Consider the following 23,620-nt stretch of genomic DNA (forward strand, 5'->3'; position numbering starts at 1 on the left):
TAGTATTGTATTTAATGATAACGAAAGATAGATAAATAATTATTAAATAATTATGTTTTCAAAGGAGAAACTCCTTTGAAAATTGATATTAGTGATCAACTGCTCCAGCTGCACCAATACCTGTATTTGCTCTAATATTTTGAGCTCTAAATAATTCTTTTTCGTCTTTACCTCTTTGAGAGTTATCAGTTTTAGAGAATAACCAAATAGCAACAAATGCAATAGTTACAGAGAATAATGCAGGGTGTTTATATGGGAATAATGCTTCAGCGTTTCCTAAAATATCTACCCAAACAATTGGTCCTACAATTACAAGAGTAACAGCAGTAATAAGACCAATAAATCCACCAATAAATGCACCTCTAGTTGTTAATCCTCTCCAGTAAATAGATAAGAATAAAATAGGGAAGTTAGCAGAAGCAGCAATACCAAATGCTAACCCAACCATATATGCGATATTTTGTTGCTCAAATGCAATACCTAAGATAACACCAACAATACCAACAATAACAACAGTGATTCTTGAGATTTTAACAACTTTTTCATCACTTGCATTTGGATTAATAACATTTGCATAGATATCATGAGAAATAGCAGATGCTCCTGCTAGTGTTAATCCAGATACAACAGCTAAGATTGTAGCAAATGCAACAGCTGAAATAAATCCTAAGAATGCATTACCACCAAGTAAGTGTGATAAGTGAATTGATGCCATATTGTTTCCACCAAATAGCTTACCATCTATAAAGTATTGTGCACCAGCATCAGAGTTTAATAATGCAATCGCACCGAATCCAACGATAGTAATGATAATCCAGAAATAACCAACAAAACCAGTTGCATAAACAACAGATTTTCTAGCTTCTTTTGCATTACCAACTGTAAAGAATCTCATTAATACGTGAGGAAGACCAGCAGTACCAAGCATTAAAGCCATACCTAAAGAAATAGCTGAAATAGGATCAGAAATAAATCCTCCAGGACTTAAAATAGACTCAGCAGCAGCATGGTTTTGTGTAGCGTTAACGAATAAAGCTTCAAATGAGAAATCAAATTGGTATAAAACCATAATAGCCATAAATGAAACACCAGAAAGAAGTAAACAAGCTTTAATAATTTGTACCCAAGTTGTAGCTAACATTCCACCAAATGTAACATAAATAATCATCATTACACCTACTAAAATTACTGCAAACTCATAATCCATACCAAATAAAACTTGAATTAATTTTCCAGCTCCTACCATTTGTGCAATAAGGTATAAAACAACAACAGAAAGTGAACCAAATGCAGCTAATGTTCTAATCTCTTTTTGTCCAAGTCTATAAGCAGCAATATCAGCAAATGTAAATTTACCTAAGTTTCTTAGTTTTTCTGCCATAAAGAAAAGAATAATTGGCCAACCAACTAGGAATGAAACAGCATAAATAACACCATCATAACCTTTTAAGTAAATAAGACCAGAAACCCCTAGGAATGCAGCAGCTGACATATAATCTCCAGCAATTGCTAAACCATTTTGAAAACCTGAGATTCCTCCACCAGCAGTATAGAAATCACTTGCAGATTTAGTTTTTCTAGCAGCCCAATAAGTAATACCTAAAGTACCAACAATAAAAATAAAGAACATAATAATCGCAGGTATATTAAGTTCTCTCTTTGTTGCTTCAAACTCTGCATCACCTGCAGCAAATGCAGCAATTGCAAAAATAGCAATTAATGATAATATTCTTAGCATTATATGATATCCTTTACATCTTCTTTAATTTCATTTGTTAAGTCTTCAAACTCACCATTAGCTCTTTTTACATAAATTAATGTTGTAATAAAGCTAATTACTAAAATTGCTAATGCAATAGGAAATGCAATAGTAATAATACTATCATCTAATTTTGTTGCTAGGACTTCTTTGTTAAATGCAATTGTTAAGATATATGCATAAAACATAACTAGTACAAAGATACCTAATTTGATACCAAAACCATTCCTCTTTGAAACTAATTCCTGATATTTAGGATTAGATTCAATTCGTTCAACTAATTCGTTGTTCATTTTGCTTCCTTTTTTACTAGTTTTTACAAAAGCTATTTAATAGTAGCAATTAAATAGCAAGTGAAAAATGTAATCAATTATACATACTAAAATAATTTACTCAAGAAAAAATTGAAAAATTTATGTATAAAAAATGTAAAAATGTAGAAAAGTAACATAATATACATATATTAATTATTTAATTTAATAGATAAATTTAATATTAATTTAAGAATATATATTATTGATAATAAGTTTTAATATTAAAGTGTAACTTTTTGTAATAATATTGATTTATAATGTTACTAAAGAGAATAAATCTCTTTAGTAGTTACAATTAGTGATCAACAGCTCCTGCTGCACCAATTCCAGTATTTGCTCTAATATTTTGAGCTTCAAACAATTCTTTTTCATCTTTTGCTCTTTGAGAATTATCTGTTTTTGAGAAGAACCAAATTGCAATAAATGCAATAGTTACAGAGAATAGTGCAGGGTGTTTATAAGGGAATAAAGCCTCTTCATTTCCTAAAATTTGAACCCATACAATTGGTCCAATTACAACTAAAATAACCGCAGTTGCTAAACCAATAAACCCACCAATGTAAGCACCTCTTGTTGTTAATCCTCTCCAGTAAATAGATAAGAACAAGATAGGGAAGTTAGCAGATGCAGCAATAGCAAATGCAAGACCAACCATAAATGCGATGTTTTGGTTTTCAAATGCAATACCAAGTACAACACCAATTACACCAATAGTAATAACAGCAATTTTAGAAACTCTAATTTCTTGCTCTTCAGTAGCATTTGGATTAATTACACAAGCATAAATATCATGAGAAATTGCAGATGCACCAGCAAGAGTAAGACCTGCAACAACCGCTAAGATTGTAGCAAATGCAACAGCTGAGATGAATCCTAAGAATACATTTCCACCAACAATGTGAGATAAGTGAATAGCAGCCATGTTGTTTCCACCAAATAACTTACCATCAACAAAGTACGCAGCACCTGCATCTGAGTTTAAGAATACGATGGCACCTAAACCAATTACAGCAATTACTAAATAGAAGTAACCAATAAATCCAGTTGCATAAACAACAGATTTTCTAGCTTCTTTTGCATTACCAACTGTAAAGAATCTCATTAAAACGTGAGGAAGACCAGCTGTTCCTAGCATTAAAGCCATACCAAGTGAGATAGCTGAAATAGGATCAGAAATAAATCCTCCTGGTTCCATAATTGCTTGACCTTTTTCATGTGTTTCAACAGCTTTTGTAGCTAAGGCTTCAAATGAGAAACCAAAGTGACTTAGTACCATGAATCCCATAAAAGTTACACCTGAAAGTAATAATACAGCTTTAATAATTTGAACCCATGTAGTTGCTAACATACCACCAAATGTTACATAAATAATCATCATAACACCAACTAGAATTACTGCATACTCATACTCTAAACCAAATAATACTTGGATTAATTTACCAGAACCAACCATTTGTGCGATTAAATATAAAGTAACAACAGATAATGAACCAAATGCAGCTAATGTTCTAATCTCTTTTTGGCTTAATCTATAAGCTGCAATATCTGCAAATGTAAATTTACCTAAGTTTCTTAATTTTTCAGCCATTAAGAATAAAATTACAGGCCACCCAACTAGGAATCCAACTGCATAAATTAAACCGTCATAACCACTTAAGTAAACAAGTCCAGAAATACCTAAGAATGATGCTGCAGACATGTAATCCCCTGCAATTGCCATACCATTTTGGAATCCAGAAATTCCTCCACCTGCTGTATAGAAGTCAGATGCAGATTTAGTTTTCTTAGCTGCCCAGTATGTAATACCTAAAGTACCACCAACAAAAATGAAGAACATAATAATCGCAGGGATATTTAATTCTCTCTTTGATGCTTCAAAGTTAGCGTCACCTGCAGCAAATAAAGCTACAGCGAAAATTGAAATAAGTGTTAATATTCTTAGCATTACATTAAGTCCTTTACATCTTCTTTAATATCATTTGTTAAATCTTCAAATTCACCATTAGCTCTTTTTACATAAACTAGTGTTGTAATGAATCCAACAATAATAATAGCTGCTGCTATAGGAAATGCAATTGTCATAACACCTTCGCCAGTTCTTATACCAAGTAATGTTGGTTCAAATGCAATTGTTAAAATATATGCATAAAACATTACAAGTACAAAAATAGCTAATTTTAAAGAAAAGCCATTTCTTTTTTTTACCAATTCTTTATATTTTGGATTTTCTTTGATTCGTTGTATTAACTCATCATTCATATTTTCCTCCTAAATATTTAAAATACAATTGTAGTTTAGCTTAAAGCTATAAGTAGCATTAAAATAGCGCTTTGTATTAAATAAGTGGGAATTATATAGATGTAAAGTTTATGTATAAATATTATTTTAATAAAATAAGATAAATTTAAGTAAAAATTAAAAAGATGTAACTTTTTGAATCGTTATTTTGAGTAAATTAATCAAAAAATTAGTTTGTATAGAAAGTAGTTTTTGCAGGAGTCATATCTTTTAGCTTTAAAAACATCATGGAAGTCATAATTGCATCATTTAAAGCATCATGTTTTCCTAATTCAGGAATATCAAGTGTTTTCATTATTGTATCAAATTTTAAATCTATAAATTCATATTCACTAGTTTTTTTTCTTGTTTTATAATACATTGATGATACTTCAATAGTTTCATTTGGAAGTTTAATACCTATATATCTTTTTGTATATTTAGAAATCATTGCTATATCAAATTTTATGTAGTAACCTACAATTGGTCTATTACCGATAAAATCTAAAAGTTTTAAAATTGCTTCTTGAGGCTCAATTGCATTTTGTAAATCAATAGGTCTAATTTGATGAATTTTTATTGATTCTGCATCAATATTTTTAGATGGTTTAACAAATATATTAAATGTATCTCTCATTATGATTTTGTTATCCTTAATTTTAACTGCACCAATAGAAAGTATTTCATCTTTTTTAGGATTAAGTCCACTTGTTTCACAATCTAATGATACATATTCACCTTTTATTGGAGTGTCAAATAAGTAAAGATATTTATCATCTTTTAATCTTTTTTTATTTAGGTTCCTAAAGAAGTTATCAAACATTATGAGATCTTATCAATTTTAAATTTATAAGTAATGAATTTTTTAAATTCAACAACAATTTTTAAAGAGTCTTTTAGCAAGTCTCTTTCAATTTTACCTAAAGTGTGAGTATCAATTTCATTATCAATTTTATTACCATCTTGAATATTTTCAAGTTGTGATTTTAATCTTAATGTATTAACTACATCAAATGCTTCTAGTAGCTCAGCTGCTTGTTCTTTTTCTATTTCACCTCGTTGTTGCAAAATCTTTATTCTTTTTACGGTTGTAGTTTCTCTAATTTTTTCTCTTAATGCTAAACTTCTAATACCCTGAACAATAGGGAATACAGCAACTTTTTTAATATCAAGTTTATTTGATTTTGTCATAAAATTAGATACGGTTGTAGGAGTATCAAAAGTTAATGTTGCTTTTGCAAAATATGCCATAAATACATCTTTATCATGAAGTTTATTAAATAAATCATCTTTTAAATTAATTAATAATTCCTTATCCCCTGCAACTGCAAATGAATCAAAGAAAATTGCTAAGTCCATGTAGTTTTGCATATCAGGTGCTTCTATCCATCTTGCTGTTTCAGCTTTATATTCACTAACTGTCTTACACCAAAATGGATTTGAAACCATAATATTACCTTCACATGGAGGATAACCAAAATCAATTAGGTGTTCAATTATTTTATTCATATATGGTCTATATTGTTCTACATCAACACCATCTTTTACTACAAGTGCATTATCTTGATCTGTTTTTATTATTTGTTCATTTCTACCTTCACTACCCATTACAATAAAACAAGCTTCTCTTTGAAGTTGTGAGGGAACAACTAAACTATAGATTTTTTGATAAACTTTTGTATTAAGTTGACCTATAAGATTTGAAATATGATTTACTTTTACACCTTTTGCATGTAGACTTCTAATGATATTAATTAAATCACCACTAGCATTTTTTAAATCTTCAATTGTCTTAGCTTTTTTTATTTTAGAATCAACTACATAAGTATGATTTGCAAAATGTGATAAAACATCAATCTGTTCTAAAATACCAATCATTTCACCTTCACTATTTGTTACGCCAACTCTTTTTATATTTCTTTTAATTAATAAAGTTAGTGCTTCAAATAAATAATCATCACTAAACACTGTTAATAGTGGAAAAATAGCAATATCTTTTACAGGAATTGTTAAATCTCTTCCTTCAAGTAGAACTTTTACTTTTAACAAAGAATCTGTAATAATACCATAAACACCATCATCTCTTTTTACAATGATAGTTGAAGTTTTATACTCCATAGATTTAGATATTGCATCATTAAGTTTAGTATTTTCTTCAACAATACATGCTTCATGAATTAATGTATCATCAACTTTTGCAATCATAAAAGAAGAAAGTTCAGATGTATACTCTTTATCTTTTAATGTTTTAATTTTATTAACTAAATCTTTTAAATAAAAATCTTTAAACTCTTGATTATCTTCAATGAGTTTTAAGAAAGCTTGTTTTTCTAACTCATAACAAATTAAATCTTCATGAACTTTAAATGTATTTTTACACTTTCCATAAATTAAAGAGTTTGAGTCAAATGAATCTTCACTATGATAATCCATTACAACTGCATTATCTGAAGAGTATTCAAAAACGCTCCCTTTTATAATAATAAAAAAGTGATTACTTATTTTTTCTGGAGTTATAAGTGTTGAATCCTTTGGATAATAAGCAATATCCATATATTTTATACAATAATCCATTTGTTCTTGCGTTAAAGCCTGAAAAGGAGGAATTTTAGATAGGAATAGTTCTTGATCTTGAAGACTCATTTTTGTCCCTTAGTAAAGTGCTTTTTTATATTAAACTATTTTAACATAAAAAAACACAAGAAGAGTGAGAATAAATCCCCCTTAGAAAAAGGGGGGGGACTCATCTCTTAAAGTGAAATTAGATACTAGTGATCGTGTGCCTCACCAGCTCCCGAAGGAATTCTAATTTTTTCTACAAGATCTTGAATCTCTTGTGGAGGTTCTGGAGTCATTCTAGATACAACGAATGCTACTACTAAGTGTAGGATTGTACCAATTGTACCGAATGCTGCAGGAGCAATTCCCATGAAGTAATCTTCAGGTTTACCACCACCCCAGATGAAGTAGATAGCATAAGCAACAGTTGATACAAGACCAACAAGAATACCAGCAATCGCACCTTCTTTATTCATTCTCTTATCAAATACCCCAAGGATAATTGTTGGGAAGAATGCAGCTGCAGCAATACCGAATGCTAATGCAACAACTTGTGCAACGAATCCTGGAGGGTTGATTCCTAAGTAACCAGCAACACAAATAGCAGCTACTGCTGAAACTCTTGCCCACATTAACTCAGTTTTCTCATTTAATGTAGATTTACCAGTCTCTTTGTCTTTAAAGATAACTTGACCCATTAAGTCATGTGAAATCGCTGAAGCAATTACAAGTAATAAACCTGCTGCTGTTGATAATGCTGCTGCTAATCCACCAGCTGCAATAAACGCGATAACCCAGTTTGGTAAGTTTGCAATCTCAGGATTTGCAAGTACCATGATATCTCTATCAACGTATAACTCATTTTCAATTTTTCCAGTATTTTCAGCTGGTTTACCATTAGTAGTTAATCTGTGACCATCTTCTGCTCTGTTATCACCATCAAATACAGGTTTTCCACCTTTTCCTTCAAATGCAGCACCAGCAGCATATTGAATTTTACCATCACCATTTCTATCATTCCATGCTAATAGTCCACCATTTTCCCAAGTTTTGAACCAGTTACCATCGTTTGGAGTACCATCTTTATGACTTAACTCACCATTTACAAACGCTTTATATTCAGTGTTTTGTAAGTTTTTAATTAAGTTAATTCTTGAGAATGATGCAACTGAAGAAATAGTTGTATACATAATCGCAATAAATACTAACGCCCATCCAGCAGAAATTCTAGCATCTTTAACAGTTGGAACTGTAAAGAATCTAACAATAACGTGAGGAAGTCCAGCAGTACCTAACATTAATGCTGTAGTTAACATAAATGTATTCCATAAGTTACCTGGTTGAGTATACTCATTAAAACCTAAATCAGATACAGCTGTATCAAGTGCATGCAGTAAGAAGGTACCTTCTTTAATTGTTTGAACACCAGTATCAAATTCAAAAGTTGTTTGCGCAAAAATACCTAATTGAGGTAAGAATGTATCAGTAACTTGTAATGATAAGAAAATCGCTGGAATCATGTAAGCGAAAATCATAACAACATATTGAGCAACTTGAGTATATGTAATACCTTTCATTCCACCAAGAACTGAGTAGAAGAATACAACTGCCATACCAATGATAACACCTGTGTTTACATCAACTTGTAAGAATCTTGAGAATACGATACCAACACCTCTCATTTGTCCAGCAACATATGTGAACGAAACGAAGATAACTGAAATAACTGCAACTAATCTAGCTGTATCAGAGTAGTATCTGTCACCAACGAAATCAGGAACTGTAAATTTACCAAATTTTCTTAAATAAGGAGCTAATAACATAGCTAGTAGAACATATCCACCAGTCCATCCCATTAAGAATGCACCACCATCAGAACCTCTAAATGCAATAATACCTGCTAATGAGATAAATGAAGCTGCTGACATCCAGTCTGCTGCTGTTGCCATACCATTTGCAACTGGGTGAACTCCACCACCTGCAACATAGAAGTCCTTAGTAGACCCTGCTTTTGCCCATAAAGCAATACCAATATAAACTGCGAATGAAATACCTACGAATAGATAAATTAATGATTGTAATTCCATGCTTTAAACTCCTACTCGTGAACGCCGTATTTTTCGTCAATACCTGTCATTGCTTTAACGTAAACAAAAATTAAGATAACGAATACATAAATTGCACCTTGTTGTGCAAACCAGTAACCTAATTTAACACCACTGATTTCAATAGCGTTAAGCTCATTTATGAATAATATCCCACAACCGAAAGAAACAACAAACCAAACTACAAGTAGTTTAAGAATCATTGCAATATTTTCTTTCCAGTATGCTTGTGCTTTTTCTGGACTCATCCTGCTCTCCTTTAATTTATTTATTAAACAACAAGTGCTTAATAAGTTAACAATGAAATTTTAATAAGTTAAGGTTGCAAAAGCGTAGCAATGAAAAAAAAATTTATAAAAATTATTTTGAAAGTAGGAATAAAGTAGCATTTTAGGGCTTAAAGCCCCTAATTATAGGTGTTTATTAAGCAGAATAAAATCTGTCGATTTTATATCCTAAACCTCTAATGTTTTTTATAAAATCTTCTTTTAATGCTTTTTTTAATCTTGAAATTTCTGCTCTAATTGTTGGATTATCAATATTTTCACCATCCCATATGTCAATTCTGAATCTTTCAAAGTCGACAATCATATTTATATTAAGTGCCAAAATATGAATGATATCAAGTTGTTTTTTTGTTAAGTTTTGGGGTTCACCATTAAAATAGAGTGTTTTTTTATCTTTTGAGTATGAGTAGTTTTCTGAAAATCTTATATGAGATGTATTACTTTGCTCTTTTTTTAATATTTGATTTATTTTAATTCCAAGTTCACCTAAATGAAAAGGTTTTTTAATATACTCTCTGCAACCTAAGTCATATGCTTTTGTTATATCTTCTATGTCAATTAATGCTGAAATAAAAATAGTTGGGATGTATATTTTTCTCGCATTTAATTCTGTTAAAATTTCAAATCCATCTTTAGTGGGTGTGTTAATATCTAAAATTAAAAGATCATAGCTATTATTTACATTATCTAATACGTCTTGGCCATCAGTAAAACTTTCAACCATATGTCCAATATCTTTTAAGTACTCTGTTATAGAGTTATTTAGCATTAGTTCATCTTCAAGAAGTAGTATTTTCATTTATTTTAAACCTATAAGTAAATTTTGTTTCTTTGTCAGTAGATTCTAAATTGATTATAACTAAATTTTTATCACATATTTCTTTTACTATTTTTAATCCTAGTCCAAATCCACCACGTGCAGAATTTTCTCTATAGAAATCATCAAATATTTTGTTTTGATACTCTATTTTTTTTGAGTTTGTAACAACACTAAATTCTACATCATCATCTTTTGTATATTCAAGTTTGACAAAAATAGGAGACTTAGCATATGAATATTTAATTGCATTTGATAAGTTATTATCAATAACTCTTTGAAGTTCAGTTATGTTAAACTTTATATAAATATCATCATCAATATTACTTATAAAATATAAGGAATTTGATATAGCAATTTCCTCAAAAAATTCAAGTCTATGTTTTAAAATAGTACTAAAGTCTAAATACTCTTTTTCATATATAACTCTATCCTTTTTAATTAAGTAAGATAAGTCATCATAAATGTATTGAATTATTTTTGCACCTGATTCAATATGAGTGATGTATTTATTATTTGGTATTTTCATTTTTAGAAGATCAATGTTGGTTTGAATTATTGATAATGGCGTATTTATTTCATGAACAGAATTTTTGATAAATGATTTTTGTGATTCAATTAATTTTGTAAGTTCAGCTGTTTTTTCACTAACTTTAAATTCAAGATTTTTATTTAAATCTTCAAGCATATGTGTTTTAAGTTTTATATTATTCATAGCATCTGTTGCATAGTTTGCAATAACTTTAAACTCTCCAAACATTAATCTATTTTGATTTATAGGAGTGTCATCAATTTGTGATTCTTTAAAATACTTTCCTATTTCCTTTACATCGTTTACAATTAATATAGTCGCATTTTTATAAATAAAAATTGAATAAAGAACTAACATTATTGTTAAAGAAGATATTTGTAAAGTATAGTTTGAAATTTTTTGATTGTATTCTTCTTCTTTTTGTTTTACTAACTCATCAATTTCGTCTAAATAAACACCTTTGCCAATAGTCCAGCCCCATTGTTCATATGATTGAGCATAAGAGATTTTTTTAATATTTTTTTGAACATCTGGTTTAAACCAAATGTAATCAATAAAGCCACCATTTGGAAGTTGTGAAATTTCTATTAATTCTTTTATAACACTTTTTCCTGCTTTATCTTTAATGTGGAGTTTATTTTTCCCTATATCATCAGGAACAACAGGATGAAAAATTAAATTTCCATTATAGTCGTAGATAAAAATATATTCATTTATATTGTTATTATGTTGTATTTGATATAAAGCATTTAATACTTCTAATTTAATATCTTTTTCATTTTTTTCATTTTTATATTTATTATGGTAAAAGTTAATAAAATTTATCGTTGATAATATATCACTTTTGAGTAACTCTTTTTGACTATTAGTGTAATCTTGTTTTTGTGTTTCTATTTTTTGCTGTAACTCTTCATGGGCATTATCTATTATAATAAAGGTAAAAAATGATATTAAAATGACAATAAAGAAAATACTATAAACAATTAGGTGATAAAGACTTTTAGCTTTAAACATAAAAGAATCCTTGATTAAATAAGTTTATAAGGATATCTAAAAAAGTTTTAAAATAAGGTTTTGATTTCATAAGTAAGTGGCGCGGTTGACGAGACTCGAACTCGCGACCTCCTGCGTGACAGGCAGGCATTCTAACCAACTAAACTACAACCGCACATACTTAAACAATGGTGGTCGATATAAGACTCGAACTTATGACATCTACCTTGTAAGGGTAGCGCTCTACCAACTGAGCTAATCGACCAAATGAGATGGTGACCCCTAGGAGACTCGAACTCCTGTGGCATGGATGAAAACCATGAATCCTAACCGCTAGATGAAGGGGCCAACAATGAAAAGTTAAATGGTGACCCGTGAAGGATTCGAACCTTCGGCCACCTCCTTAAAAGGGAGATGCTCTACCAGCTGAGCTAACGGGTCAATTTGAAAGTAAGTGGCGCGGTTGACGAGACTCGAACTCGCGACCTCCTGCGTGACAGGCAGGCATTCTAACCAACTAAACTACAACCGCACAAACTTTCTTAACAATGGTGGTCGATATAAGACTCGAACTTATGACATCTACCTTGTAAGGGTAGCGCTCTACCAACTGAGCTAATCGACCTAAAATATGGTGACCCCTAGGAGACTCGAACTCCTGTGGCATGGATGAAAACCATGAATCCTAACCGCTAGATGAAGGGGCCATATTTGAACTTTATAATGGTGACCCGTGAAGGATTCGAACCTTCGGCCACCTCCTTAAAAGGGAGATGCTCTACCAGCTGAGCTAACGGGTCGCTCTTCAATTTAAGTTGTTCTTCTTAAATTGGACTGGAATTATAATAGGTTTTTTTTTATTTGTCAAGGGTTTTTTGAAAAAAATTTAAAATTTCTTTCAAAGATGTCTTTGCAGCTTGTATTTGAACCTCATTTCTATTACCTAAAAAGTGGTGTGTAGATACCATGAAATCAATATTTTTGCCTCCTACACCTATTACAACTGTACCAACAGGTTTTTTTTCAGTTCCCCCACTTGGTCCTGCAATACCTGATATAGCTATAGCATAATCAGCCCTAAATTTTTCTAGGGTACCCTTTAGCATCTCATTGACAGTTTCATGTGATACTGCTCCAAAATTTTCTAAAGTTTCTTCTTTTACATTCAATTCTTTATGTTTAATTTCATTTGAGTAGCTTACAATTGCTCCATTAAATATATCAGATGAACCAGAAATTTGTGTAATCATATATGAAACTAAACCTCCAGTACAAGATTCAGCTGTTGTAATTGTTTTATTATGTGCTCTTAGAAGCTCTTGAAGCTTTAGCATATCATTTTCATTAAAAATATCATTAAACATGAATAATAGCCTTTAAAATTGATTTATAGCTAATTGTAGTAGTAATTATATTAAAAGTAGAAAAATTAAAAGGATATATAGATGAATTAAAGAATAGATACAAATAAGAGAAAATTCTCTTATTTATACTGTAGTATTATTTGTCGTCAGTAAAATCTGCTAAGAATTGATCTTCGTAGAATGTTTTACCTAAATGTTCACATACTTTTTTAATGTCTCTTTCTGCATTTCCTAAACAAGAAGTTGCACCAGGACTTGGAGTCATATTAAAGATGATTCCTTCTAATTCAGTAATTGATGCTTCACCAAGCATTAATTTTTGCTCATCTTTATTTAATACTTGTGGTCTAACACCACCGAATCCTTTTGCATATTCAATATCATCTGTAGATAAAGAAGGAACGATTTTTTTAGCATCTTTAACAAATAAACCTTTGTTAATACCAGGAACTTCAAATAAGAAGTTTTTAAATACATAGTTTCTGATGTCTGAATCTTTTAATAGATCCCAGAAAATTTTCATAATATTTCCATCGAAGTTTAGAGTTTTTAAACATTGGAAGAATGATTTTCCACCTTTGTATCTTTCTAAAACTAATAATGCTAATGCTGTTGGTCCAAACCTAGTTTTTCCATCACATAAAATATCAGGATCTCCATGAAGTGCTGCAAATGGTAATTTATCATTTTGTACCATATATACTTTACCATTTAAGTAAGTATCATTAGTAATGTAGAATGATCCAGCCATTGATAATGATCCCATATGTTTACCGTAACCCATTTTATGAGCTAAGAATAATGAGTGAGCACCAGCATCAACAACTACGAAATCTGCAGTATAAACTGTACCATTAACTGTAGTTAACTTAAATTTATCACCAATTTTTTCAATCTCTTCAACTTCAGAATTAAAATACACATCAGTTGTTTTTGATTCATCAGCAGCTTTACCAGCTTTAACTAACTCTTTAGTCATTTCACCAAAGTCAACAGTTGTATATTGATTATCAGTACCCATTGCTACAATTGGTTCAGGTCTTTCTTTTGTTCTTTCTTTATCAGCCCATACTAATAATGGTTCTTTTTCTTTTAAAGTCTCTTTATCCCATAATTCTAAGTAAGGGAAAATCTCTTTAAATTGGTTATATCTATTTGTAATAAATTCAACCTCTTTTTCACCAACACCTAAAGCCATTTTTTGGTGTTTAAACATGATTTTATCTTCAAGTCCATACATTAAGTTGAACTTTTCAATCATTTTTGCAGTTCTTTTTGTGATTTTTGCTTTTTCAAATGTATAATTTGTTTCAATATCACCTACGTGGATTGTTTGAGAGTTACTTGTCCCTTTTGAGTTTAAAGTAGCTAAATCTTCATATTTTTCTAATAAACAGATACTATTTACATCCGAATATTTTGCTAATTCGAAGAATAATGCAGCACCAGAGATACCACCTCCAACAATTACAACTTCATAATGTTTCTCATTCATACAGCGTTCCTATGTTTTGAATTATTGGGAGATTTTATCATAAATTTTTATTAATTGGTTTAAAAAAAATAGATTGTTCATCAATTAAGTTATATTTTATATAGTTTGGTAACATCTTACAAATATAAATTAAAGCTAAATTTAAGCTAAAGATTTAAAAAAATATTCATAATATGTTTTTCAAAATTCTTTAGATATAATCTACGATTTAATAAAACAACAAATATTTCGATTATTGAAGGTGTTATAATATGGATTACAAAGAGAGTTTATTACTTCCAAAAACTGATTTCCCAATGAGAGGGAATCTTCCTCAAAACGAACCAAAAAAATATGAGTCATGGGATACAAAAAAAGTATATGACAGAATGAAAAAGAATAGAGAAGGCGCTCCTTCTTTTACATTGCATGATGGACCTCCATATGCAAATGGACATATTCATATCGGTCATGCTTTAAATAAAATTTTAAAAGATATTATAGTTAAGTATCACTATTTTGAAGGAAAATCAGTAAGATATGTTCCAGGTTGGGACTGTCATGGTTTACCAATTGAGCAAAAAGTTGAAGAGAAAATTGGAACTACTAAAAAAAAAGAGTTACCAAAGTCAAAAATTAGAGAGTTATGTAGAGAGCATGCTTCTAGATTTGTAGATATTCAAAGAGATGAATTTAAAAAGCTTGGAGTTATTGGGGATTGGGAAAATCCTTATTTAACTATGGATTTTAAATTTGAAGCAAATATTTATAGAGAACTTTGCGCAATTGCAAAACAAGGTTTATTAGTTCAAAGAAGTAAGCCAGTATATTGGTCATGGGCAGCACAAACTGCACTAGCTGAAGCTGAAGTTGAATATGAAGATAAAACTTCACCATCAATTTATGTTGCATTTAAGCATGAATCAATTGATGCAAGTGTAATTATCTGGACTACAACTCCTTGGACATTACCAGCAAATACTGGTATTGCTTTAAATGGAGAAGAAGAGTATGTAAAAACAAGTGACAAGTTTATTGTTGCTAAAAAACTATATAATCAATTAATCGAAAAAGAAATTATTAATGGAGAGATTGTTGATTCAGTTAATCCAAAAGATTTAGAAAATACAAATGCTATTAATCCATTAAATGGAAGAACATCTAAAATTGTTTTAGGTGACCATGTTGAAATGGAAACAGGAACAGGTGCAGTGCATACAGCACCTGGGCATGGTGAAGATGACTACAAAGTTGGTTTAAAATATGGACTTGATGTTATTATGCCAGTTGATGCTGAAGGTAAATATGATGAAACAATAGTTAGAGAAAAACTATTTAACGATACTGAAAAATATCTTGGTATGCATGTATTTAAAGCAAATGAGTTAATTTTAGAAGAGTTAGGTGAGGCACTTTTAAGTAGAGTTGATATTAGACACTCTTATCCACACTGTTGGAGAACTCATAAGCCAATTATTTTTAGAGCAACTAAGCAATGGTTTATCTCTATTGATGATGAGTATGGGCAGGAAAATAAAACTCTTAGACAAAATGCACTTGATGTAGTTGAGAATTTAACTTTCTATCCTGAATGGGGAAGAAATAGACTTAAGTCTATGTTAGATGGAAGACCTGATTGGTGTATCTCACGTCAGCGAGATTGGGGTGTGCCTATCGCATTCTTTAGAAATAAAAAGACTGATGAAATCATTTTTGATGAAAAAGTTCTTAACTTTACAGCTATGATTTTTGAACAAAAAGGTTGTGATGCTTGGTATGATTTATCAATTGAAGAGTTATTATATCCAGGAAGTGGATATAACCCAGAAGATTTAGAAAAAACTATGGATATTTTAGATGTATGGTTTGATTCAGGTTCTACTCAAAATGCTGTATTAAGAAGTAGAAACTATGATGCTGGAACATTCCCTGCTGACATGTATTTAGAAGGAAGTGACCAACATAGAGGTTGGTTCCAGTCTTCACTTTTAACTACTTTAGCATCATCTGAAATTGCACCTTATAAATCGATTTTAACACATGGATTCACTGTTGATGAAAAAGGTGAGAAAATGTCTAAATCAAAAGGAAACGTAGTTGCTCCTGATAAAGTTATGAAGCAATATGGAAGTGAAATTTTAAGACTATGGGTTGCAATGAGTGATTATCAAAGTGATTTAAAAATTTCTGATAATATCTTAAAACAAAATGCAGAGTTATATAGAAAAATCAGAAATACTTCTAGATTCTTACTTGCAAATGTTAGTGACCTTGAAGAGATTGTATCAGTAGATAAAATGGGACCATTAGATAAGTGGATATTAAGTAAAGCTAAAAAAGTATTTGATGAAATTGAAGCTGCATTTAGTGTTTATGAATTCTCTAAAGGATTAAATAAATTAAACAACTTCTTAGTAGTTGATTTATCAGGTATCTATTTAGATGTTTGTAAAGATAGATTATATTGTGATGATAAAAGTGATATTCATAGACTTGCAAGTCAAAGTGCAATGGCATTAATTGCTAAAAAGTTAATTTCTACATTGTCTTGTATATTAACATATACTATGGATGAGTTAATTGCTTATGCACCTGCATTTATTAAAGGTGATTGTGAAGATATTTTTGATTATTCAAAATTTGATCTACCTGTAGTTGAATCTGGAATAAATGATGCTTTGTTAATTGAAGCAAAAGAGAAGTTTGCTGAAATCAAAGATGCATTAAGTAAAGAAAAAACTATTAAGTCTACTTTAGAGTTAAGTATGTATACTAACTGTGAAGAGATTTTAGCTTTAGGCGAAGTAGAAGCATCAGATTGGTTCTTAGTTAGTTCAGTAACAAACAGTAAACAAAAATCTGATATATTAGGTTCGTTTAGTATTGAAAACTTTGAGTTTGAAGTTTATAAAGCACAAGAACACAAATGTCCAAGATGTTGGAAGCTAACTTCAAAAGAAGAAGACACACTTTGTTCTAGATGTGATGAAGTGTTAAATTAGGAAAAAAATGTTTCAAGAAGAAGTTACATTAACATTTATATTCGCAACTATAGCTGTAATATTAGCATTTACAGCTATAGGAATATATTTTGTAAAGAAAAAAGCAAAAGAGGTGAAATAATATGATGCCATTTACTGATGAAGATTTACAAGCACCAGTTAGTTCAATAATAAAAGAAAAAATTGCTCCAATGCTAGCAAGAGATGGTGGAGCTATTGAGTTATTAGATATCAAAAACGCTAGGGTTTTTGTTCAATTGCAAGGTGCATGTGTAGGATGTAGTGCTAGTAGTAGTACACTCAAATTTGTTGTGGAAAAAGAACTAAAAGCAGCAATTCATCCAGAATTAGAGATTGTAAATGTACCACATGGTATGGAAGATAAACTACAGGAGCTTTAATGATAAATGAGAATAGATTATTAAATGAAGCAAATAGCTTATTTTTACAAAAAAAATTTGAAAAAGCTTTATTCTTATATTCACAATTATCAACTGAATTTCCTGAAAATAAAGAGTATCCAGTTTACGCATTATTTTGCGATATAGCTAGTGAAGATGAACAAAAAGCTTTATCTTTATTTGACTATTTTAGTGTAGTAAAAAATGAAAACCTTGATGAGGCAATTCATTATGTTGAAGATGTAATAAATGCTTATGATGGTGACATTGATAAAATGATGGAGATACTTCAAGATTTAAGTGCTTCAACTGTTGATGCTCTTGATGCTATTAAATATGAAGATTTTAAAAAATTAATTGAATCTAGAGGTTCTTTTAGAGTTGCCTTTGAAGATATTATGTTTTCAACTAAAGTAGCTATTGAATCAAAAGAGGATTTTTTTGATTTTGTATCAAAATTAATCGATAACGATTTTAATAACACTGCATATACATATTTAGATGGTTTTAATGAATATTTTTCATATGACAGTGAAATTGAGAAACTTTATAAAAAATTAGAAGAGAAAAAACTTGCAGCTAATCATAAATAACAGAGTATATACTGATAACTCAAATGAAGTAGATGAAAATTCAATTTTTGTTGTTTCAAAACAAAATGAAAGATTTAAACAAGCAGCTATTGATAATGGTTGTAAGGAAGTTGTTTTTGCAAAAGATTTAAAAAATCATTTAGATATGAGTTCAATTAAAGTTATTGGAATTACTGGAACAAATGGTAAAACTACAACTGCTGCTGCTATTTATTCAACTTTACTTGACTTAGGTTATAAAGTAGCCCTTCAAGGTACACGTGGTTTTTTTATAAATGAGACAAGAGTTGAAGAGTACTCTTTAACAACTCCCGTTCAACTTGGAAATTTTGCACATATTCAAAAAGCTATGGATAATGGATGTCAGTTCTTTGTAATGGAAGTTAGTTCACATGCTATTGAACAAAAAAGAATTGAAGGGCTTGAGTTTGCTTTAAAAATTCACACAAATATTACAAGAGATCACTTAGATTATCATAAAACAATAGAAGAGTATATTAGAGTTAAAAATTCTTTCTTAAGCGACGAAACACCAAAACTTATAAATAAAGATGACCCAAAAGTTGTTTGTAATACTAAAAATGGTTTTGCATACTCACTTGAAACTCCATCAACTTATAAAGTAGATGCATATTCTTTTAAAAATGGTATGCATGTGATGTTTAATCACTTTGGAAAACATTACTCTTTTTCATCAATGATGATGGGTATTTTTAATGTTTACAATCTTATGGCTTGTGTTGCTGCTGTTCATATAACAACACAAAAACCACTTGAAGAGATTTGTGAAGCCTTGGAAGGATTTGGGGGAGTTAGTGGAAGAATGGAAACTATTAGTGTTGACCCACTAATAATAGTTGATTTTGCTCACACACCTGATGGTATGGATGAGGTTTTAAAAAGTTTTAATGAAAAAGATATTATTTGTATATTTGGAGCAGGTGGGGATAGAGATAAAGAAAAACGACCTCTTATGGGAAAAGTTGCAGCAAAATATTCAAAACATATAATAGTTACTTCAGATAATCCAAGATTTGAAGACCCTGATATGATTATAGAAGATATTTTAAAAGGTATTGATAATCACCCAAGTGTAATAGTTGATGTAAATAGAAAGAGTGCTATCAAAACTGCAATTGATATGGCTGATAAAAATTCTGTAGTATTAGTTTTAGGAAAAGGTGATGAGGCTACTCAGATTATTTATGATAAAAAATTCCCTTACAATGACAAAGAAGAAATTTTAAAAATATTAGGACAGTAAATGTTATATATAGAAAAAACAAAAAAAAGCGTACAAGAAGTTGTTGATAAAATTCAAGAAGTAGTTCCAAACTATAAATTTGGAGTTTTACATATTCATAACATAAAAGAGACATTAAATTCAAAAGGATTTGATTTTAAAAATGACTGTCAAGTTTTAGATGTATGTAATCCAACAGTTGCGAGTACATTTTTAGGACAAGATATGAGTTTAAGTGCAATAATGCCTTGTAAAATTTCTGTTTACAGGGAAAATGCTAAAACATTCATCGCTAGTAATTCTGTAGTTCAATTAGTAGATGATATTAATCCAGATTTAATAGAACTTGCTCAAGAAACACAAGAAACTATTTTAAAAATTATTGATGAAGTCAAATAATATTAAGACTTTTTAGTCTTGATATTATTTTTACTTTTTTTTCTCACAAATTTTTGCAACATTTGAACTAATTAATTTCACATCATTTTGACTTTTACTTAATAAATCCATATAGTTATTTGTTCTTTTTTCAAACTCTTCAACTACACAATTACAAAAAATTTCATTTTTTTCTTTGTACATACATGATCCTTTTAGAATCTCTTTGTCTGATTTGGGCCAAGCTGCAAAACTAAAGTTTACAACTAAAATTAATGTCAATATATTTCTCATATGTTTCCTCTTTTACTCTCTATTTTTTAAATAAATTAATCCTATTAAACTTAAAACTGCTATAAATAAGGGATAGAAAAACAAGTAGTCTTTTAGAACAATTTTATTTTGTTCTATTTTTGATTTTTCTAATCTATTGATATCTGCGTAAATTAAAGCTAAATCTTCTTTAGAATAAGCTGTATATGATTTTGCATTTGATTCTTTTGCAATATAATTTAATACACTTCTATTAGAATTCCCAATACCTATTGTATACGCTTTAATATCATATTTCTTTAAGAATTTTATAACTACATCTAAAGGAATTTTAGATGCTGTGTCTTCTCCATCACTTAAAATGATTATGATATTTGATTTTGCTTTTTTATCTTTTAATATATTTACACTTTGAGCGATTGAATCAAATAGGGCAGTATTTCTTCCTGCCATTTCTACTTCTAAATAGTTTAAAATTTCTATTTGTGCCTCTTTATCAAAACTAAGTGGGCTTGCAAGTAAGGCTGAATCTCCAAATAAAACTAAAGCAATATTATCAGATACCCTTTTTGAGATAAAATCTTTTACTATATCTTTAACTACATCAAATCTATTTTTTAGTGGGTCTAAATCTCTATTTATCATGGACCTTGAAGCATCAAGATTTAATACGATATTTACTCCATCATTTTTTATAAGTTGAGTATCATTTATTTTCACAGGACTAGCTAGAGCAATTATCGAAAATATTATTACAACATATTTTAATGTATTTAAAAGTGCTGTTGATTTTTTTGTAGCACTTTGAAAAATATTTAGATGTGGCATATACATGCTTGGAGTTTTTGCTTTACAAAAAATTGAACATGCAACAAAAACAAGAATTAAAAGTAAAAAATATGGATACTCAAAACTTATATTTTCAAATATATTAAACATCAATCACATCCAAAAAGTTGGAAAATTTTGCTTGTATACTTTTATCAATATCTTTTACTTCTTTTTTATATTTATATTGTTCTAAATCTTCAATCAAATCATTACAAAGTCTTATTTCCCTTTCATTTCGTGCAAGTAGTCTTGAGTATTTTGTAATATCATAAGCACTTTGTTTAGGATTTGAAAAATCAATATTTTCTAAAATCTCAAAATATCTTTTTCTATCACTTTTTTTTCTATTTTTAAAAAAACGTATAAGTACAAAAGCTATTGATATTAAAAGTATAAGTCCAAATATAACTAAAGCTAAAAATATAAAAAATGAATTATCAGGAATTTCTACTAAAGGTTTTATGTCATGTAGTTTTGATAAAGGGTCATTTTGTGGCATTATCTTAAAACTCCAATTAGTTTTTTTGTGCTATCTTCGTGTGTGTATATTTTTGTAAATTTTATACCACAATCTTGAAAATGATTAAATAGCTTTCTATCGTTTTCTTTTATTTTTTGAATATAGTTTTTGATTGTTCCTTTACTAATTACACCATCAAAGTTTTTATTTGTCATTGGGTCAACAAAGTTTACATTCCCAAGTTCCGCTGGATTTTCTTCAAAGTTATCTCTAACAATTAATGCAATAACTTCATGTTTTTGACAAAGTAATTTTAGATCTAAAGTATCTATGTCAAAAAAGTCACCAATTAAAAAGATTATTGATTTATGATGAATTGATTTAAAAAGTTCTTTTGTTATTGTTTTATAGTTTATATTTTTACCTAATACATTATAGTTGTAAATCTGTTCAGCCATAAAATTAACATTGAAAATCTTTTTTGATTTTTTTGTACATATTTCTAATGTTTCATTTGCAATAAAAGATGCAAAAGGGTCACCTTGTTTTATACTTATATATCCAAGTGAACTAGCAAGTTCAGTTATTATTTCTTGTTTAAATTTTTTTGTTCCAAAATATGTTGAACCAGTTAAGAAAGATACAATTTTTATATTTAGCTCTTTTTGAGTGTGATACTGTTTTACATAAGGTTTTTGCATCTTTGCACTAATAAGCCAATCAATATTTTTTACATCATCTCCATATTCATACTCTTTTAGTTCACAAAAGTCATACCCCTCACCTTTTTTTAGGCTAGAGTTATTCCCTATAATTTCTGAAAATAAGTTTTTTTTTGTTTTTATAAGTATCTTTTTTAAGGCTTGATTCATATTATGGGATATCAACCTTTTCTAAAATCTTTTGAATTACATCATCAACAAGAATCTCATTTGCCATTGCTTCATAAGTTAATATAATTCTATGTCTTAAAACATTTTTTACAACCATTGCAATATCTATTGGGCTTACATAGTCATTCCCTCTTAAAAAAGCGTTTGCTTTTACTGCTTTAAACATATCAATAGTTGCTCTAGGGCTTGCACCAAAGTGAATCATATTTGATACTTCATCTAGATTATATTTATTAGGATATCTACTAGCATCAATAATATTTACTATATACTCTTCTAATTCATTGTCTATATGTATATTTTTAATTGATTTTTTTAAATTATTTAATTCATCTTTATTTATAACTTTATTAATATTCTCAAAACTATTCATAGTAACTTTTTTAGCCATTTCTAATTCTTGTTCTTTTGTATTATAGCCAACAACAATTTTAAACATAAACCTATCTAATTGTGCTTCAGGAAGTGTATATGCTCCTTCACTTTCAATTGGATTTTGTGTAGCTAAAACTAAAAAGGGTTGTTCTATTTTAAAACTATCTTCTGCAATGGTAACTTGTCTTTCTTGCATTACTTCAAGAAGTGCAGACTGTACTTTTGCAGGAGCTCTATTTATTTCATCTGCTAATAAAAGATTTGTAAACACAGGTCCTTTTTTAATTTTAAAATCACCTGTTTTCATATCATATATTTGAGTACCTATAATATCACTTGGTAGTAAATCAGGTGTGAATTGAACTCTTTTGAAGTTTAAATCAATTGCATCAGCTACACATTTAACGGTAGTTGTTTTAGCAAGTCCTGGAACTCCTTCTAAAAGTATATGTCCATTCGTTAATAATCCTATTAAAATAGAATTTACCATGTCTTCTTGACCTATTACACCTTTTGAAATCTCTTTTTGTAATAGTTCTATCTTTTCGTATAAGCTCAAAAATAGTCCTTTGTTTTTGATACATGATTGTATCAAATTAGTGGTAAATTAAGATTTAAAAACCACTTAAACTAAAATTAATGTAAGCTTAGTTAAAATCACGACTCTAATTTTATATTAGAACCTCACAT

22 protein-coding genes and 8 tRNA genes are annotated in these 23,620 nt (G+C 29.4%); 5 read left to right on the plus strand and 25 right to left on the minus strand.

Going from position 1 to position 23,620, the window contains the following annotated elements; all coding sequences use genetic code 11:
• Nucleotides 1–88: 88 nt before the first annotated feature.
• The 20 genes from APAC_RS02650 to APAC_RS02745 all read right to left on the minus strand — a co-directional run bounded on the left by APAC_RS02650 (nt 89) and on the right by APAC_RS02745 (nt 14,502).
• Nucleotides 89–1,738 carry a cation acetate symporter gene (locus APAC_RS02650; protein WP_130232645.1) on the minus strand — a complete coding sequence of 550 codons (1,650 nt, stop codon included), beginning with the start codon at nt 1,736–1,738 and terminating at the stop codon, nt 89–91.
• On the minus strand, nt 1,738–2,052 hold the full coding sequence (locus APAC_RS02655; protein ID WP_130232646.1) for a DUF485 domain-containing protein: 315 nt from the start codon (nt 2,050–2,052) through the stop codon (nt 1,738–1,740). Before APAC_RS02655 ends, APAC_RS02650 begins: the two co-directional genes overlap by 1 nt.
• A gap of 316 nt (nt 2,053–2,368) precedes the next feature.
• On the minus strand, nt 2,369–4,018 hold the full coding sequence (locus APAC_RS02660) for a cation acetate symporter (protein ID WP_130232647.1): 1,650 nt from the start codon (nt 4,016–4,018) through the stop codon (nt 2,369–2,371).
• On the minus strand, nt 4,018–4,332 hold the full coding sequence (locus APAC_RS02665) for a DUF485 domain-containing protein (RefSeq protein WP_130232648.1): 315 nt from the start codon (nt 4,330–4,332) through the stop codon (nt 4,018–4,020). Before APAC_RS02665 ends, APAC_RS02660 begins: the two co-directional genes overlap by 1 nt.
• A 208-nt stretch (nt 4,333–4,540) precedes the next feature.
• On the minus strand, nt 4,541–5,173 hold the full coding sequence (locus APAC_RS02670; RefSeq protein WP_130232649.1) for a 3'-5' exonuclease: 633 nt from the start codon (nt 5,171–5,173) through the stop codon (nt 4,541–4,543).
• On the minus strand, nt 5,173–6,993 hold the full coding sequence (locus APAC_RS02675) for a DUF294 nucleotidyltransferase-like domain-containing protein (RefSeq protein WP_130232650.1): 1,821 nt from the start codon (nt 6,991–6,993) through the stop codon (nt 5,173–5,175). Before APAC_RS02675 ends, APAC_RS02670 begins: the two co-directional genes overlap by 1 nt.
• A gap of 125 nt (nt 6,994–7,118) precedes the next feature.
• Complete coding sequence (locus APAC_RS02680) at nt 7,119–8,996, minus strand: sodium:solute symporter family protein (protein ID WP_130232651.1); 1,878 nt, start codon at nt 8,994–8,996, stop codon at nt 7,119–7,121.
• Nucleotides 8,997–9,007: 11 nt separating this feature from the next.
• Nucleotides 9,008–9,262 (minus strand): DUF4212 domain-containing protein, encoded by a 255-nt coding sequence (locus tag APAC_RS02685; RefSeq protein WP_130232652.1) that lies wholly within the window; start codon nt 9,260–9,262, stop codon nt 9,008–9,010.
• A gap of 175 nt (nt 9,263–9,437) precedes the next feature.
• Nucleotides 9,438–10,100, minus strand: a complete 663-nt coding sequence (locus tag APAC_RS02690; protein ID WP_130232653.1) for a response regulator transcription factor — start codon at nt 10,098–10,100, stop codon at nt 9,438–9,440.
• On the minus strand, nt 10,081–11,664 hold the full coding sequence (locus tag APAC_RS02695; protein ID WP_130232654.1) for a sensor histidine kinase: 1,584 nt from the start codon (nt 11,662–11,664) through the stop codon (nt 10,081–10,083). Before APAC_RS02695 ends, APAC_RS02690 begins: the two co-directional genes overlap by 20 nt.
• Nucleotides 11,665–11,741: 77 nt before the next feature.
• Nucleotides 11,742–11,818, minus strand: a tRNA-Asp gene (locus APAC_RS02700).
• A 14-nt stretch (nt 11,819–11,832) separates the two neighbouring features.
• A tRNA-Val gene (locus APAC_RS02705) sits at nt 11,833–11,908 on the minus strand.
• Between the two features lie 8 nt (nt 11,909–11,916).
• Nucleotides 11,917–11,991: transfer RNA gene (locus APAC_RS02710), tRNA-Glu, on the minus strand.
• A 17-nt stretch (nt 11,992–12,008) separates the two neighbouring features.
• Nucleotides 12,009–12,084 (minus strand) — tRNA-Lys (locus APAC_RS02715).
• Nucleotides 12,085–12,098: 14 nt separating this feature from the next.
• Nucleotides 12,099–12,175: transfer RNA gene (locus APAC_RS02720), tRNA-Asp, on the minus strand.
• 17 nt (nt 12,176–12,192) lie between these two features.
• Nucleotides 12,193–12,268 (minus strand) — tRNA-Val (locus APAC_RS02725).
• Nucleotides 12,269–12,275: 7 nt separating this feature from the next.
• Nucleotides 12,276–12,350, minus strand: a tRNA-Glu gene (locus tag APAC_RS02730).
• Nucleotides 12,351–12,367: 17 nt separating this feature from the next.
• Nucleotides 12,368–12,443: transfer RNA gene (locus APAC_RS02735), tRNA-Lys, on the minus strand.
• A 57-nt stretch (nt 12,444–12,500) separates the two neighbouring features.
• Entirely contained in the window at nt 12,501–13,007 is a 507-nt protein-coding gene (locus APAC_RS02740; RefSeq protein ID WP_130232655.1) for a CinA family protein, read from the minus strand.
• A gap of 136 nt (nt 13,008–13,143) precedes the next feature.
• Nucleotides 13,144–14,502, minus strand: a complete 1,359-nt coding sequence (locus APAC_RS02745; RefSeq protein ID WP_130232656.1) for an FAD-dependent oxidoreductase — start codon at nt 14,500–14,502, stop codon at nt 13,144–13,146.
• A 251-nt stretch (nt 14,503–14,753) separates the two neighbouring features.
• On the opposite strand from APAC_RS02745, the gene ileS reads away from it, so the two are divergent.
• The 5 genes from ileS to APAC_RS02770 all read left to right on the plus strand — a co-directional run bounded on the left by ileS (nt 14,754) and on the right by APAC_RS02770 (nt 20,119).
• The gene (gene ileS / locus APAC_RS02750) at nt 14,754–17,483 is read left to right on the plus strand and encodes an isoleucine--tRNA ligase (protein WP_130232657.1); all 2,730 of its coding nucleotides are present in this window, start codon (nt 14,754–14,756) and stop codon (nt 17,481–17,483) included.
• Between the two features lie 122 nt (nt 17,484–17,605).
• Nucleotides 17,606–17,884: a NifU family protein gene (locus APAC_RS02755; protein ID WP_130232658.1), complete on the plus strand. Its 279-nt coding sequence runs from the start codon at nt 17,606–17,608 to the stop codon at nt 17,882–17,884.
• Nucleotides 17,884–18,477 (plus strand): hypothetical protein, encoded by a 594-nt coding sequence (locus APAC_RS02760; RefSeq protein WP_130232659.1) that lies wholly within the window; start codon nt 17,884–17,886, stop codon nt 18,475–18,477. Before APAC_RS02755 ends, APAC_RS02760 begins: the two co-directional genes overlap by 1 nt.
• Nucleotides 18,458–19,741, plus strand: a complete 1,284-nt coding sequence (locus tag APAC_RS02765; RefSeq protein WP_130232660.1) for a UDP-N-acetylmuramoyl-L-alanyl-D-glutamate--2,6-diaminopimelate ligase — start codon at nt 18,458–18,460, stop codon at nt 19,739–19,741. Before APAC_RS02760 ends, APAC_RS02765 begins: the two co-directional genes overlap by 20 nt.
• Nucleotides 19,742–20,119 carry a DUF302 domain-containing protein gene (locus APAC_RS02770; protein WP_130232661.1) on the plus strand — a complete coding sequence of 126 codons (378 nt, stop codon included), beginning with the start codon at nt 19,742–19,744 and terminating at the stop codon, nt 20,117–20,119.
• A gap of 30 nt (nt 20,120–20,149) precedes the next feature.
• On the opposite strand, the gene APAC_RS02775 is transcribed toward APAC_RS02770, so the two are convergent.
• The 5 genes from APAC_RS02775 to APAC_RS02795 are packed head-to-tail and all read right to left on the minus strand — an operon-like array spanning nt 20,150 to nt 23,489.
• Nucleotides 20,150–20,392 carry a hypothetical protein gene (locus APAC_RS02775; RefSeq protein WP_130232662.1) on the minus strand — a complete coding sequence of 81 codons (243 nt, stop codon included), beginning with the start codon at nt 20,390–20,392 and terminating at the stop codon, nt 20,150–20,152.
• Nucleotides 20,393–20,404: 12 nt separating this feature from the next.
• Nucleotides 20,405–21,310: a vWA domain-containing protein gene (locus APAC_RS02780; protein WP_170170095.1), complete on the minus strand. Its 906-nt coding sequence runs from the start codon at nt 21,308–21,310 to the stop codon at nt 20,405–20,407.
• A complete protein-coding gene (locus APAC_RS02785; protein ID WP_130232663.1) occupies nt 21,303–21,701 on the minus strand; it encodes a hypothetical protein in 399 nt (132 codons plus the stop codon). Before APAC_RS02785 ends, APAC_RS02780 begins: the two co-directional genes overlap by 8 nt.
• Complete coding sequence (locus APAC_RS02790; RefSeq protein WP_130232664.1) at nt 21,701–22,534, minus strand: DUF58 domain-containing protein; 834 nt, start codon at nt 22,532–22,534, stop codon at nt 21,701–21,703. Before APAC_RS02790 ends, APAC_RS02785 begins: the two co-directional genes overlap by 1 nt.
• 1 nt (nt 22,535) lies before the next feature.
• Nucleotides 22,536–23,489: an AAA family ATPase gene (locus tag APAC_RS02795; protein WP_130232665.1), complete on the minus strand. Its 954-nt coding sequence runs from the start codon at nt 23,487–23,489 to the stop codon at nt 22,536–22,538.
• Between the last annotated feature and the right edge of the window lie 131 nt (nt 23,490–23,620).

It is taken from the genome of Malaciobacter pacificus (genome assembly GCF_004214795.1).
GTDB lineage: Bacteria > Campylobacterota > Campylobacteria > Campylobacterales > Arcobacteraceae > Malaciobacter_A > Malaciobacter_A pacificus.